This is a genomic window from Janthinobacterium sp. LPB2021202312-11-4 (assembly GCF_037049705.1).
Classification (GTDB): domain Bacteria; phylum Pseudomonadota; class Gammaproteobacteria; order Pseudomonadales; family Pseudomonadaceae; genus Aquipseudomonas.
Window position 1 is genome coordinate 82,212 of record NZ_JBAGKV010000014.1, and the last position, 13,523, is coordinate 95,734.

Below are 13,523 nucleotides of genomic sequence, written 5' to 3' on the forward strand. Positions count from 1 at the left end.
CTGAATCGACTACCGCGTTGATGTGGGAAGCAGGCATGGGCTGATCTTCAGGAGGGCCGTGCTCGGAAGAGCAGGCGAGCGCCGACTATAACCAGCGCTTGGTATCGATTGCAACGCGCCAAACCGCCTCTGCGCAATAAAACGCGAAACGTTCTGCAACGAATTGTCGCATTACGTGCTTAAATAAAAATCAAACTGAAATAACTAGCAAATGTAGTGATATCCGACACAAACAAGATACAAATCACATATTGCGACAAGGAAAGCGATCCATGCTCAACCCCGACCTTCTTGGATTGGACGCCCCGATGGTGTGGGATACGCAGTTGGCATTCCTCCATCTGAACCAGCTCGAACAGGCGGACACCAAACGCACCGCCGAACGACGCCTGCACGCGCTCGATCTGCTGCCTCCCGAGCTGAACGCGCCCAGCCTGCGCGATGAGTCAGGCCGTCAGCCCATCCCGTCGGTGCTGGCGTCGGAGATTGAAAAGGCGCGGACCAAACGTAAATTGGTGCTGTTCGTCCAGTTGCTGCGCACTGCTGACGGCAACGATTTTCTGCATGCCAACGATGCCCGTGGCGCTCGCTACTGGTTGCCGCTGGGCGCAAGCCTCGTGGACGCGCAACAGCTCACCGGTGCGCTGCAACGCCTGCAAGCCCATATCGCCAAGCCTGTCGTCATCTTTCCAAGCGGTCGCCTGGTTGCGCTGTGCCGTCACGCCAGCACTCCGGCGGATGTCGAGATGGGGCTGTTGAGTTATCCGGCAGAGCTGGATGGAAGCCTTCGAGCCAGGACGGTCGACTCGTCAAAGGTGCGCACACCTCACCTCAAACGCCTTGAAGCCGAAAGCCTGCAAATTATTCGCGAGGCGGTCGCCGAGGCCGAAAATCCGGCGATGCTCTATTCCATGGGCAAAGACAGCGCGGTGATGCTGCACCTCGCCCGCAAAGCGTTTTACCCGTCGCCACCGCCCTTCCCGCTCTTGCATGTCGATACGCGCTGGAAGTTTCAAGAGATGTACCGGTTTCGCGACGTCATGGCCCAGGAAAGCGGCATGGATCTGCTCGTGCACATCAACCCGGACGCCATCAGCAAAGACATCAACCCCTTCGATCACGGCTCGGCCCTGCACACCGACATCACCAAGACCGAAGGGCTCAAGCAGGCGCTGGATCACTACAAGTTTGACGTCGTGTTTGGCGGAGCACGCCGGGATGAAGAAAAATCCCGGGCCAAGGAACGCATTTTTTCGTTCCGCAGCCAAAGCCATCAGTGGGACCCGAAACAGCAACGCCCCGAGCTGTGGAATATCTACAACGCCCGTAAACACCAAGGCGAGAGCATCCGCGTGTTCCCGCTCTCCAATTGGACAGAGCTCGATATCTGGCAATACATCTACCAGGAAAACATCCCGGTGGTGCCGCTGTACTTTGCCAAAGAGCGGCCCGTGGTCGTGCGTAACGGCATGACTCTGATGGTCGACGATGAGCGCATGCCCCTGTTGCCCGGCGAGAAGATTGAAGCCCGGCAGATCCGCTTCCGCACGCTGGGCTGCTATCCCCTGACCGGAGCCGTGGAATCGAACGCCGCCAGCGTCGCCGACATTTTGCTGGAGCTGATCGGCTCCAGCAGCTCCGAACGCCAAGGGCGAGCCATCGACAGTGACAGCTCAGCCAGCATGGAAAAGAAAAAGAAGGAGGGCTATTTCTGATGGCACCTAAAGCACACAGCACCGCCACCGCCATGCCCTCGACCATTGAGGCGTATCTGAAACAGCAACAAGGCCAGGACCTGCTGCGTTTTATCACCTGCGGCAGCGTCGACGATGGCAAAAGCACGCTAATCGGACGCTTGCTGTGGGACGCACGGCAACTGACGGACGATCAACTGACGACCCTGGAAAACGAATCGAAAAAGTACGGCACCCAAGGCGCCGACATCGACTTCGCCTTGCTGGTAGACGGCTTGTCGGCCGAGCGCGAACAGGGCATCACCATCGACGTGGCCTATCGATATTTCGCCACTGCCAAGCGCAAATTCATCGTTGCCGACACGCCCGGCCATGAGCAATACACCCGCAACATGGTCACCGGCGCCTCCACCGCAGACGTGGCGGTCATCCTCGTCGACGCCCGACAAGGTGTACTGACTCAGACCCGGCGACACGCTTACCTGGCGTCGCTGATGGGTATTCGCCAAGTGGTACTGGCGGTAAACAAAATGGACCTGGTCAGCTTCGACGCGGGCATTTTTCAACACGCCGTCGACACGTTCCAGACGTTTGCGCACACCTTGGGCTTTGAAAGAGTCACGCCGATCCCGGTCAGCGCCCTCAAGGGTGACAACATTACGCAACGCTCGGCCCACACACCGTGGTATTCCGGGCCGACGCTAATGGGCTGCCTGGAAACACTCGAGGTCAGTGCGCCCGTCTCCGAGCGACTGGTGTTTCCCGTGCAGTGGGTCAATCGACCCGATGCGTCGTTTCGCGGGTTCAGCGGCTATGTTGCTGAAGGGAAAGTCAGCGTGGGCGACGAGGTGCGCGTCACCCTCTCCGGCCACACTGCGACCGTGACCGACATCGTCAGCATGGACGGCCCGATGCAGGAAGCGTCGTGTGGCGACGCGGTGACGTTGAAGCTAAGCCAGGAAATCGACGCCTCACGGGGCGACATTCTTGCCCTGAGCCAACGCCCGCTGGAAACCACCGACCAGTTCGAAGCAACGCTGGTGTGGATGAATGAAGAGGCAGGTCTGCACGGTCGCAACTACGACATCAAACTGGCCACGCAATGGGCCTCGGCCTCGATCACCAAAATCAAGTATCGCGTCAACATCAACACCCTCGCCCACGACGCCTGCACTCAACTGTCGCTCAATGACATCAGCGTCTGCACCTTCGCGCTCAGCAAACCGTTGGTTTACGACAGCTACCAACACTCCAAGACCCTCGGCAGCTTTATCCTCGTTGACCGCATCAGCAACGCGACAGTGGCGGCCGGCATGATCACCCACAGCTTGCGACGTGCGCAAAACGTGCACACGCAAGTGCTGTCGATCAGCCGCGAACACCGCGAAAAACTCAACGGCCACAAGGGCAAGGTCATCTGGTTTACCGGCCTCTCCGGCTCGGGCAAATCGACACTGGCCAACGCGCTGGAAGTCGAGTTGCACGCCAATGGCTATCGAACCTACCTGCTCGACGGCGACAACGTTCGCCAGGGCCTGAACAAAGACCTGGGCTTTACCGACGCCGACCGCGTGGAAAACATTCGACGCATCGCTGAAGTCGCCAAGTTGATGATGGATGCCGGGCTGATCGTCATGACCGCGTTTATTTCACCGTTCCGCCGGGAACGACAAATGGCGCGCGAGCTGATCGGGGAAGAGAACTTTGTCGAGGTGTTTGTCAGCACGCCGCTGGAGGTGTGCGAGCAGCGTGATGTGAAGGGGTTGTACAAGAAGGCAAGGTCGGGGCAGTTGCCGAATTTGTCGGGGGTGGGGAGTCCGTATGAGCCACCGGTCGATGCTGAAATTACAACAGGCTCGGATGAGATAACCGTGAGTGATTTCATCTCCAGAGTTTTTAAAACCCTAAGCGCATAAATGATCAAAGAGCATCGATTGCCGCTGCAGCCCGTGAAGCGATGGAGCCCGCGACGGGCAACCTGTGGCAAGGGCGCGTGCCCCCTCGCCACAGGTTCGGTCTCAGGCTGAACTGATCGGCCTTACGTTTGAAGACGGTCTTTTTCACTCAATCAAGGGGCGCTACCCGAACAACCAATACCCCAACAACGTCAGCACCACCACCGCCAGCACTGGTCGTAATACGCGGTACGCCTTGGGATGACGGCGCTTCCACTGCTTGACCACACCGCTGAATTTGTCACTGGAGTTCTTGCTCCAGGCATAAACCTGGTTGATCCCGCCGACGCGTTCGTCATCCAGGTTCTGCGGCGCGGTGGCGCGGCCCAGCAGGCCACTGACCCAGCGGTTGATGCGGGTCATGAGGCGGTTGCTCAACGGCCGCTCGATATCGCAGAACAGGATAACCCGGGTTTTTTCGGTTTCATTCTTGACCCAATGTACATAGGTCTCATCGAACATCACGTCTTCACCATCGCGCCAGGCATACACCTGACCGTCGACGAAAATACGGCAATCATCGGAATTGGGGGTCGACAGGCCCAGGTGATAACGCAGGGAGCCGGCAAACGGGTCGCGGTGCGGGTTGAGATGGCTGCCACCCGGCAACAAGGCGAACATTGCGCCTTTCACGTTAGGAATGCTGCTGACCAGCGCGACGGTTTTCGGGCACAGCGCTTCGGCCGATGGCAGGGGCTTGTCGTACCACTTGAGGTAAAAACGCTTCCAGCCTTTTTTGAAGAAAGAGCCGAAACCGGCGTCATTGTTCTTTTCGGCGGCGCGGATGTAGCCCTCGTCGAACAGGTGCATGGCTTCGTCGCGGATGACTTCCCAGTTATCCCGCAGCACATCCAGTTCCGGGAATTTGCTGCGATCCAGGTAGGGTTTGGACGGCACACCGGAGAACAGGTACATCAACGCGTTATACGGGGCAAACAGCGCCGAATGGTTGACGAATTGACGCAGGACCGGCAAACGCGCCTTGCCGCGCAAATGCACATAGAGGGTGCTGCCGATAAACAACAGCAACACCGAGGCCTTCGCGGCAAAGGAAAAGGTCATCAACGACTCCTTGAGATATAAGCAACTGTGCGCAACGCCATTTACCCGACGCGGCAGCCGGCCATGATAACCACTACCGGCCAGGGGAAAAACCCGCATGACTGAACATTCAGTGTTAAGGATTGCGCAACAAAGCACTTATTAACATAAGGTTCCTGAATGAAGGCTGACCTGAGTCATCAAGATTAAAAGATCGCAGCCTGCGGCAACTCCTACAGAAAAAACCGATCGGCGCAGGAGCTGCCGAAGGCTGCGATCTTTTTGATTTTTATTGCTGGGTCTCTGCCTCGGTAAACAGATCGCTGAACAACATGCTCGACAGGTAGCGCTCGCCGGAGTCCGGCAGGATGACCACGATGGTCTTGCCCTGCATTTCCGGGGTTTCGGCCAGACGCACCGCCACGGCCATCGCCGCACCGCAGGAGATACCGCACAAAATCCCTTCTTCCTGCATCAAGCGCAGGGCCATCGCCTTGGATTCTTCATCGGTCACCAGCTCCACGCGGTCAACGATCGACAAATCGAGGTTCTTCGGCACAAAACCGGCGCCGATGCCCTGAATCTTGTGCGGGCTCGGCTTGATCTCTTCGCCGGCGATTTTTTGCGTAATCACCGGAGACGACACAGGCTCCACCGCCACCGAGATGATCGGTTTGCCCTGGGTATTCTTGATATACCGCGAAATGCCGGTAATGGTTCCGCCCGTTCCGACGCCTGCCACCAGCACATCAACCGCGCCGTCGGTGTCGTTCCAGATTTCCGGGCCGGTGGTCTTTTCGTGGATCGCCGGGTTGGCCGGGTTATCGAACTGCGATGGCATGAAGTACTTGGCCGGATCACTGGCGAGAATTTCTGCCGCTTTGTCGATAGCTCCCTTCATGCCCTTGGCCGGCTCGGTCAGCACCAGCTCGGCGCCCAACGCCTTGAGCACTTTGCGTCGCTCGATACTCATGGACGCCGGCATGGTCAGCATCAGTTTGTAGCCACGGGCGGCGGCGACGAACGCCAGGCCAATCCCGGTGTTGCCCGAGGTCGGCTCGACGATGGTCATGCCAGGCTTGAGTTTGCCGGTGCTTTCGGCGTCCCAGATCATGTTCGCGCCGATCCGGCACTTGACCGAGTAACCAGGGTTGCGTCCCTCGATCTTGGCCAGGATGGTCACGCCACGCGGCGCGATGCGGTTGATCTGCACCAGCGGCGTATTGCCGATGGAATGGGCGTTGTCAGCGAAAATACGGCTCATGGCTGGGTCCTTATGCAGCATTGAATAAGCGCTCCAAGGTATGCCTGTTGCCGATGGTCGTCCAGTCAGGGCGAACGTCCGCCGGCGCCAGCAGTCAATCGCTTAACACTGCCAAGGAATTGCCACCATGAAGCGTCGATACAGTTGGCCCCTGTGGACCCTCGCCGGCCTCGTTGCATTGCTGATTGCCCTGGATATCGCCCTGCCCTACCTGGTGCGCAACTACCTCAATGACAAACTGGCCGACATGGGCGACTACCGTGGCCAGGTCACTGACGTGGATTTGGCGCTGTGGCGCGGCGCCTACAAAATCAATGGCCTGAAAATCGTCAAGACCGACGGCAAAGTCCCGGTGCCCTTCGTGAATGCGCCGCTGATCGATCTTTCGGTCAGTTGGCACTCGCTCTGGTACGACCATGCGGTGGTGGCCGAGGTGAAATTCATCCAGCCTGAGGTGAACTTCGTCGATGGTGGCGCCAACAAGCAGAATTCCCAGACCGGTCGCGGCACTGACTGGCGTGCCCAATTGGGTAAATTGCTGCCGATTACGCTTAACGAAGTGCGGATCGACGACGGGAAAATCAGCTTTCGCAATTTCAACTCCTCCCCGCCAGTGAACATGAACGCCACCCAGGTCAACGCCAGCCTCTACAACCTGACCAACGTGGTCGACACCGAAGGCAAGCGCGACGCGCGGTTCGAAGGTAAGGCCCTGCTGCTGGGCCATGCCCCGCTGGAAACCACCGCCACGTTCGATCCGCTGAGCAACTTCGAAGACTTCGAGTTTCGCCTGCGGGCCAAGGACATCGAACTCAAACGCATGAACGACTTCGCCTCGGCCTACGGCAAATTCGACTTTAATGCCGGCCATGGCGATGTGGTGATCGAAGCCGAAGCCAACAAGGGCCAGCTCAAGGGCTACATCAAACCGCTGCTGCGTGACGTCGAAGTGTTCAATTGGCAGCAGGATGTGGAAAACAAGAACAAAGGCATTTTACGTTCCGTGTGGGAGGCCATCGTCGGCGGCAGCGAAACCGTGCTGAAAAACCAGCGCAAGAACCAGTTCGCAACCCGGGTCGAACTCAGCGGCAACGTTCATCAGCAAGATATCAGCGCGTTCCAGGCGTTTTTGCAGATTTTACGCAATGGTTTCGTCCAGGCGTTCAATGCGCGGTATGAACAGCCGAAGCCGGATGCCGGTTAAGGTTTACGGGGGACGGTATAGCGACCGGTTTGCTCGGCCGCCGCCAATGCTGAAGCTGTTGCCCGTCAATAAAGGTCAGGGCCAGACGATAATCCGGCAAAGCCCTTACGGCTGTCAGCCGTGGTCGCTTCATGGGTAACATCGTTTCCGGCCTTCCAACAATCGACATGACGCAAAGGCTATCGCCAAATCGGCGATACTTGAAGGCTGGCCTTCGGCCGAGACTGAGTCGAGATGTGACGCCCCATTCAGAGACTGAATAACCCGTCTGCGTTCACAGTCGACCGGGCAGCGCGTTATAGTCGGGCATCACACCTATTGCGCCCCGCCCTGCCCCGTCAGGTCGGCGTTACCGTTCGAGGATTAGCAGATGAAGTTCGAAGGCACCCAGGCCTACGTCGCCACCGATGACCTGAAGCTGGCGGTCAACGCCGCTATCACCCTGGAGCGCCCGCTGTTGGTCAAGGGCGAACCGGGCACCGGCAAAACCATGCTCGCCGAACAACTGGCCGAATCCCTTAGTGCCAAGTTGATCACCTGGCACATCAAGTCCACCACCAAGGCGCATCAGGGCCTGTACGAGTACGACGCGGTCAGCCGCTTGCGCGACTCGCAACTGGGCACCGAGAAGGTTCACGACGTCCGCAACTACCTGAAAAAGGGCAAGCTGTGGGAAGCCTTCGAATCCGAGGAGCGGGTGATCCTGCTGATCGACGAAATCGACAAGGCTGACATCGAGTTCCCGAACGACCTGCTGCAAGAACTCGACAAGATGGAGTTCTACGTTTACGAGATCGACGAGACCATCAAGGCCAAGGTCCGCCCGATCATCATCATTACTTCCAACAACGAGAAAGAGCTGCCGGACGCGTTCCTGCGTCGCTGCTTCTTCCACTACATCGCCTTCCCGGACCGCACCACGATGCAGCGGATCGTCGACGTGCATTACCCGAACATCAAGAAAGACCTGGTCAGCGAAGCGCTGGACGTGTTCTTCGACGTGCGCAAAGTGCCGGGCCTGAAGAAGAAGCCTTCAACCTCGGAACTGGTGGACTGGCTCAAACTGCTGATGGCCGACAACATCGGCGAAGCGGTGCTGCGCGAACGCGATCCGACCAAGGCCATCCCGCCGCTGGCCGGTGCGCTGGTGAAGAACGAACAGGACGTGCAATTGCTTGAGCGTCTGGCGTTCATGAGCCGTCGCGGCTCTCGCTAAGAATCAATAAGGGCGACTGCCATGCTGCTCAACCTGTTCAATGAAATGCGCGCCGCCAAGGTGCCGGTCTCGGTGCGCGAGCTGCTGGACCTGATCAACGCGCTGAAACAACGCGTGACCTTCGCCGACATGGACGAGTTCTATTACTTGTCCCGAACGATTCTGGTGAAGGACGAAAAGCATTTCGACAAGTTCGACCGGGCCTTCGGTGCTTACTTCAATGGCCTGGAAAAACTCGACGATCACCTTCAGGCGTTGATCCCCGAAGACTGGCTGCGCAAGGAGTTCGAACGCTCCCTGAGCGATGAAGAGCGGGCGCAGATCCAGTCCCTCGGCGGCCTCGACAAGTTGATTGAAGAGTTCAAGAAGCGCCTCGAAGAACAGAAAGAACGCCACGCCGGCGGCAACAAATGGATCGGTACCGGCGGCACCAGCCCGTTTGGTTCCGGCGGCTTCAACCCGGAAGGCATTCGGGTCGGCGATGCCGGCAAGCGCCAAGGCAAAGCGGTCAAGGTCTGGGATCAGCGCGAGTACAAGAACCTCGACGATTCGGTGGAACTGGGCACGCGCAACATCAAGGTTGCCCTGCGCCGGCTGCGTAAATTCGCCCGTCAGGGTGCCGCCGAAGAGCTGGACATCGATGGCACCATCGACCACACCGCCAAGGACGCCGGCCTGCTGAACATCCAGATGCGCCCGGAGCGGCGTAACACCGTCAAGTTGTTGCTGCTGTTCGACATCGGCGGTTCGATGGACGCCCACGTGAAGATCTGCGAGGAACTGTTCTCGGCCTGCAAGACCGAGTTCAAACACCTGGAGTACTTCTACTTCCACAACTTCCTGTATGAGTCGGTGTGGAAAAACAACATGCGCCGTACTTCCGAGCGTTTCTCGACGCAGGACTTGCTGCACAAATACGGCGCCGACTACAAAGTGATCTTCATCGGCGACGCCGCCATGGCGCCCTACGAAATCACCCAGGCCGGCGGCAGCGTCGAGCACTGGAACGAAGAGCCGGGCTATGTGTGGATGCAGCGCTTCATGGCGAAATACAAAAAGCTCATCTGGATCAATCCGTACCCGAAAGACACCTGGGGCTATACCTCGTCGACCAACATCGTGCGGGATTTGATTGAGGACCAGATGTATCCGCTGACCTTGCGCGGGTTGGAGGAAGGGATGCGGTTTTTGTCCAAGTAAACGCAAAAAGATCGCAGCCTTCGGCAGCTCCTACGCCGATCTCTGTAGGAGCTGCCGCAGGCTGCGATCTTTTGATCTTCACCTGAACCGCTGCAAATACCCGACCTGCTCCCGATGCGCCACATCCTGCACCACCGGCCGCAACCGCACCTTAGCCCCCGGCAAACACTGCGCCAGCCGCGCCAATGCCAACGGCGTCAACGCGCCTAATCGCGGATAGCCGCCGATGGTCTGTCGATCATTAAGCAACACAATCGGCTGCCCGTCCGGCGGCACCTGCACCGCGCCGAGCGGGATGCCTTCGGAGATCATCGGTTTGCCCTGATACTCCAGCGGCGTGCCCAACAGACGAATGCCCATGCGGTCGGCGCGACTGTCCAGAGCCCAGACGCTGTTGAACGCATCAAACAGGCTTTGCCCGCTGAACGCGCCGATCTGCGCACCGAGTACCACATCCAGCGGCGTATCGGGTTTGAAATCCGGAACCTGTTCGCGCGGCAGTTCCCGCAGCAAGATCAGGTCACTGCCGCAATAGCTCAGTTGCGCCCCTTTGGCCAAGGGCCGGCCCATGCCATCCAGCCCACCGAGTTCTTCGCGGACCACCGTCGAGCTACTGCCTAGGACCTTCGGCGCGTCAAACCCGCCCGGCGCCGCCAGATAGGCTCGCGCGCCGAGCAGCGGTCGGGTGAATTGCAAACGCTGACCTTTGTGCAGGCGGAAACTGCGCCACGGCGCCAACGCTTCGCCATTTATTTGCGCGCCCAAATCAGCCCCGGCCAGCGCCAGCACACAATCCTCTTCAGCGACGACGGTGAAGCCGCCGAGGGTGATTTCCACCACCGGCGCATCCAACCCGTTGCCGAGCAGCCAATTGGCCCACGACATCGAGCGCCAATCCAGTCCGCCGCCCTGGGTCACGCCCAAGTGCCGCACGCCGAAACGGCCGGCATCCTGTAACAGGCACAGCGGCGTACTTGCCTCGATAAACAGTCGGCTCATGCCTGGGCCTCCAGCGGCGTGTCGTCACCGCCCAGGTTAATGAATTCGGCATGGCTGACCGCTTCGAAGCGCACCGTGTCGCCGGGTTGCATCAGGCTGTAGCCGTCGCGTTCACGGTCGAACAGTTTGGCCGAGGTGCGGCCGATCAGGTTCCAGCCGCCGGGGGACACCACCGGGTAAGCGGCGGTTTGCCGTTCGGCAATTCCCACACTGCCCGCTGCTACTTTCTTACGCGGGGTGTTCAAACGCGGCGCGGCGAGCTCTTCCTCAACCAACCCCATAAAGGCAAACCCTGGCGCGAAGCCCAGGGCGAACACCTGGTACTCGCGCTCGCTGTGGCGGCGGATCACGTCGTCCACCGACAGGCCACTGCGTTGGGACAACAGGCTCAATTCGGGGCCGACGCTCAAGTCGTACCAGACCGGCAGCACATGGCATTTGCCCGTGGTGCTGGCGTTAGGCGACAGATCGATCAACGCTTCAGCGATCAACGCCCGCGCCTGGGCCGGACTCAACGCAGTCAGATCGTAATGGACCATCAACGTTGTGTAAGACGGCACCAGGTCGATCAAATGCCCGGCAAACGCCGCACGCAGGCTTTCACTGGCGGCGAGCATCCATGGCATGTTGGCTTCAGCGATTTCATCGAACAGACGCACCATCAGGCAGTCCAGTGCCACCACTTCCACCCGTGGTTTCATGACACGCTCTGCTGATTTAAGGCCTCGCGGATACGCCGCACGGCGGCCACCGAACTGGCGTTGTCACCGTGCACGCACAGGGTGTTGGCCTGCAGATGCAAAGCGCTGCCGTCGCTGGCCGTGAGATGGTCGCCACGGGCAATGATCAGCGCCTGTTCGATGATTTTTTCGGGATCGTGATGCACCGCCCCTGGCAGTTGTCGCGAAACCAGCCTCCCGGCGCTGTCGTAGGCGCGGTCGGCGAAAGCTTCGAACCACAGGGTCACGCCGTATTCATCGCCCAGTTGCTGCGCGGCGCGGTTGTCGCGGGTGGCCATCAGCATCAGCGGCAAGGTGCGGTCGTAAGCCGCCATGGCCTGTAGCACCGCGCGCAATTGCGCCGGGTTGGCCATCATGTCGTTGTACATCGCGCCGTGGGGTTTGACGTAGCTGACCCGCCCGCCCTGGGCCCGGCAAATGCCGTCGAGGGCGCCGATCTGGTAATGCAGGATGTCTTGCAGTTCCTGGGCGGTGTAGGCCATCGAACGCCGGCCGAATCCCACCAAGTCTTGATAGGCCGGGTGCGCGCCGATCTGCACGTCGTGGCTCAGGGCCAGGCTGACGGTCTTGCGCATGATGCTCGGGTCGCCGGCATGGAAGCCGCAGGCAACGTTGGCGCAGTCGATGAAGGGCATGACCTCGGCGTCCAGACCCATGGTCCAGTTGCCGAAGCTCTCGCCGATGTCGCAGTTCAATAGCAGGCGGCTCACGGTGAACACTCCTGTAGTTTTGTTCTTCTTTATCTGTAGGGCATTTGCCCGGCAGATTATCAGTTGCTGAGCATTTAGCTATTGGGCTTCAAGTTGCTTGCCACGGGTTTCCGGCAGACTTAAAGCCGCAAGGATGACCACACCGTAGGACACCGCCGCAAACGCCCCGATACCTACACTCAGTGGCACCTTCTGGCTAAGTAACCCGATCAACAGTGGAAACAACGCCGCCAACGCCCGCCCGATGTTGTAGCAAAAACCCTGGCCCGAACCGCGAATTCGCGTGGGGAACAACTCCGTCAGAAACGCGCCCATGCCGCTGAAAATCCCCGAGGCAAAGAAGCCCAGCGGGAAGCCCAGCCACAGCATCACACCGTTGCTGACGTGCAGTTGGGTGTAGAGCAGCACGATGGTGAACGAGCCGACGGCGAACAGAATGAAGTTTTTCTTGCGGCCAAGGATGTCGGTCAAATAGGCGCTGATGACATAACCGACGTAGGACCCGACGATCACCATTGCCAGATAACCGCTGGTGTTGAGGACGCTCAAGCCCCGCTCGTTCTTCAGAAACGTCGGCAGCCAGGAGGTGATCGCGTAGTAGCCGCCCAGTGCGCCAGTGGTCAGCACCGACGCGCGGATGGTGGTGAACAGAATGCCGGGGGTGAAGATCTCGTAGAACTTCGCCGGGTTGCCCGGCTCTTGTTTGGCTTTGGCTTCGCGATAGATCTCTGGGTCCTTGACCAACCGACGGACGAAAATCACGAAAATTGCCGGGACGATGCCGAGGATGAATAGTGCGCGCCAGGCGTCTTCCGGCGGCAGCACCGAGAACAGCAGCGCATACAGAATCGCCGTCAGCCCCCAACCCAGCGCCCAGCCCGATTGCACCATGCCCACCGCTTTGCCACGGTCCTTGGCGCGAATCACTTCACCCATCAACACCGCGCCGGCCGTCCATTCACCGCCGAAACCGAAGCCCATCAAGGTGCGGCTGATCAGCAGTTGTTCGTAGTTTTGCGCGAAGCCGCAGAGGAAGGTGAAGAAGGCAAACCACAACACCGTCAATTGCAAAGTGCGTACACGGCCGATGCGGTCGGAGAGAATCCCCGCCACCCAGCCGCCGATGGCCGAAGCGATCAGGGTGCTGGTGTGAATCAGCCCGGCCTGCCCGGTGGTGATGCCCCACATGGCAATCAGGGTCGGCACCACGAAGCTGAGCATCTGGGTGTCCATGCCGTCCAGGCCATAGCCGATCTTGCAGCTCCAGAACGTGCGGCGTTCCTGTTTGTTGATGTTGCGATACCAGTCGAACGGTCCCGGGCGAGTCGTGGCCTTGGGGATGTCGAGGGTGTCGGGCGCACTCATGGCAAGTCTCCGTACAAATTTTATTGGTATTGTTCTGAGCCCCGACGACGCCTATCGTGGGAACCGGATGGCCTGATTTTTGGGCGCCCGGCCATGCGGCGTCCAACTAATAAAACCCCGGCTCAGGCATAAGAA

The 13,523-nt window shown here is 59.3% G+C and carries 11 protein-coding genes; 5 read left to right on the forward strand and 6 right to left on the reverse strand.

What is annotated here, in order from left to right:
* Positions 1-752: 752 nt before the first annotated feature.
* Both cysD and cysN read left to right on the forward strand, forming a co-directional pair.
* Positions 753-1,715, forward strand: a complete 963-nt coding sequence (gene cysD / locus V5E99_RS16420; protein ID WP_499803455.1) for a sulfate adenylyltransferase subunit CysD — start codon at positions 753-755, stop codon at positions 1,713-1,715.
* Positions 1,715-3,610, forward strand: a complete 1,896-nt coding sequence (cysN, locus tag V5E99_RS16425) for a sulfate adenylyltransferase subunit CysN (RefSeq protein ID WP_499803374.1) — start codon at positions 1,715-1,717, stop codon at positions 3,608-3,610. The genes cysD and cysN overlap by 1 nt, the downstream gene beginning before the upstream one ends.
* A 162-nt stretch (positions 3,611-3,772) precedes the next feature.
* Here cysN and V5E99_RS16430 read toward each other — a convergent pair whose 3' ends face one another.
* Both V5E99_RS16430 and cysK read right to left on the reverse strand, forming a co-directional pair.
* A complete protein-coding gene (locus V5E99_RS16430) occupies positions 3,773-4,711 on the reverse strand; it encodes an aspartyl/asparaginyl beta-hydroxylase domain-containing protein (RefSeq protein ID WP_499803375.1) in 939 nt (312 codons plus the stop codon).
* A gap of 268 nt (positions 4,712-4,979) precedes the next feature.
* A complete protein-coding gene (cysK, locus tag V5E99_RS16435) occupies positions 4,980-5,954 on the reverse strand; it encodes a cysteine synthase A (RefSeq protein WP_499803376.1) in 975 nt (324 codons plus the stop codon).
* Between the two features lie 127 nt (positions 5,955-6,081).
* On the opposite strand from cysK, the gene V5E99_RS16440 reads away from it, so the two are divergent.
* From V5E99_RS16440 to V5E99_RS16450, 3 genes are all read left to right on the forward strand, one after another.
* A complete protein-coding gene (locus V5E99_RS16440; RefSeq protein ID WP_499803377.1) occupies positions 6,082-7,158 on the forward strand; it encodes a DUF748 domain-containing protein in 1,077 nt (358 codons plus the stop codon).
* Between the two features lie 370 nt (positions 7,159-7,528).
* Complete coding sequence (locus V5E99_RS16445; RefSeq protein ID WP_499803378.1) at positions 7,529-8,374, forward strand: AAA family ATPase; 846 nt, start codon at positions 7,529-7,531, stop codon at positions 8,372-8,374.
* Between the two features lie 21 nt (positions 8,375-8,395).
* Positions 8,396-9,574, forward strand: a complete 1,179-nt coding sequence (locus V5E99_RS16450; protein WP_499803379.1) for a vWA domain-containing protein — start codon at positions 8,396-8,398, stop codon at positions 9,572-9,574.
* Positions 9,575-9,652: 78 nt separating this feature from the next.
* Here the strand turns inward: V5E99_RS16450 and V5E99_RS16455 are convergent, their stop codons facing one another.
* From V5E99_RS16455 to V5E99_RS16470, 4 genes are all read right to left on the reverse strand, one after another.
* Positions 9,653-10,573 (reverse strand): 5-oxoprolinase subunit C family protein, encoded by a 921-nt coding sequence (locus V5E99_RS16455; RefSeq protein WP_499803380.1) that lies wholly within the window; start codon positions 10,571-10,573, stop codon positions 9,653-9,655.
* Entirely contained in the window at positions 10,570-11,274 is a 705-nt protein-coding gene (gene pxpB / locus V5E99_RS16460) for a 5-oxoprolinase subunit PxpB (protein ID WP_499803381.1), read from the reverse strand. The genes V5E99_RS16455 and pxpB overlap by 4 nt, the downstream gene beginning before the upstream one ends.
* Positions 11,271-12,023: a 5-oxoprolinase subunit PxpA gene (locus V5E99_RS16465; protein WP_499803382.1), complete on the reverse strand. Its 753-nt coding sequence runs from the start codon at positions 12,021-12,023 to the stop codon at positions 11,271-11,273. Before V5E99_RS16465 ends, pxpB begins: the two co-directional genes overlap by 4 nt.
* Before the next feature lie 78 nt (positions 12,024-12,101).
* Positions 12,102-13,388, reverse strand: a complete 1,287-nt coding sequence (locus V5E99_RS16470; protein ID WP_499803383.1) for an MFS transporter — start codon at positions 13,386-13,388, stop codon at positions 12,102-12,104.
* Positions 13,389-13,523: the final 135 nt, after the last annotated feature.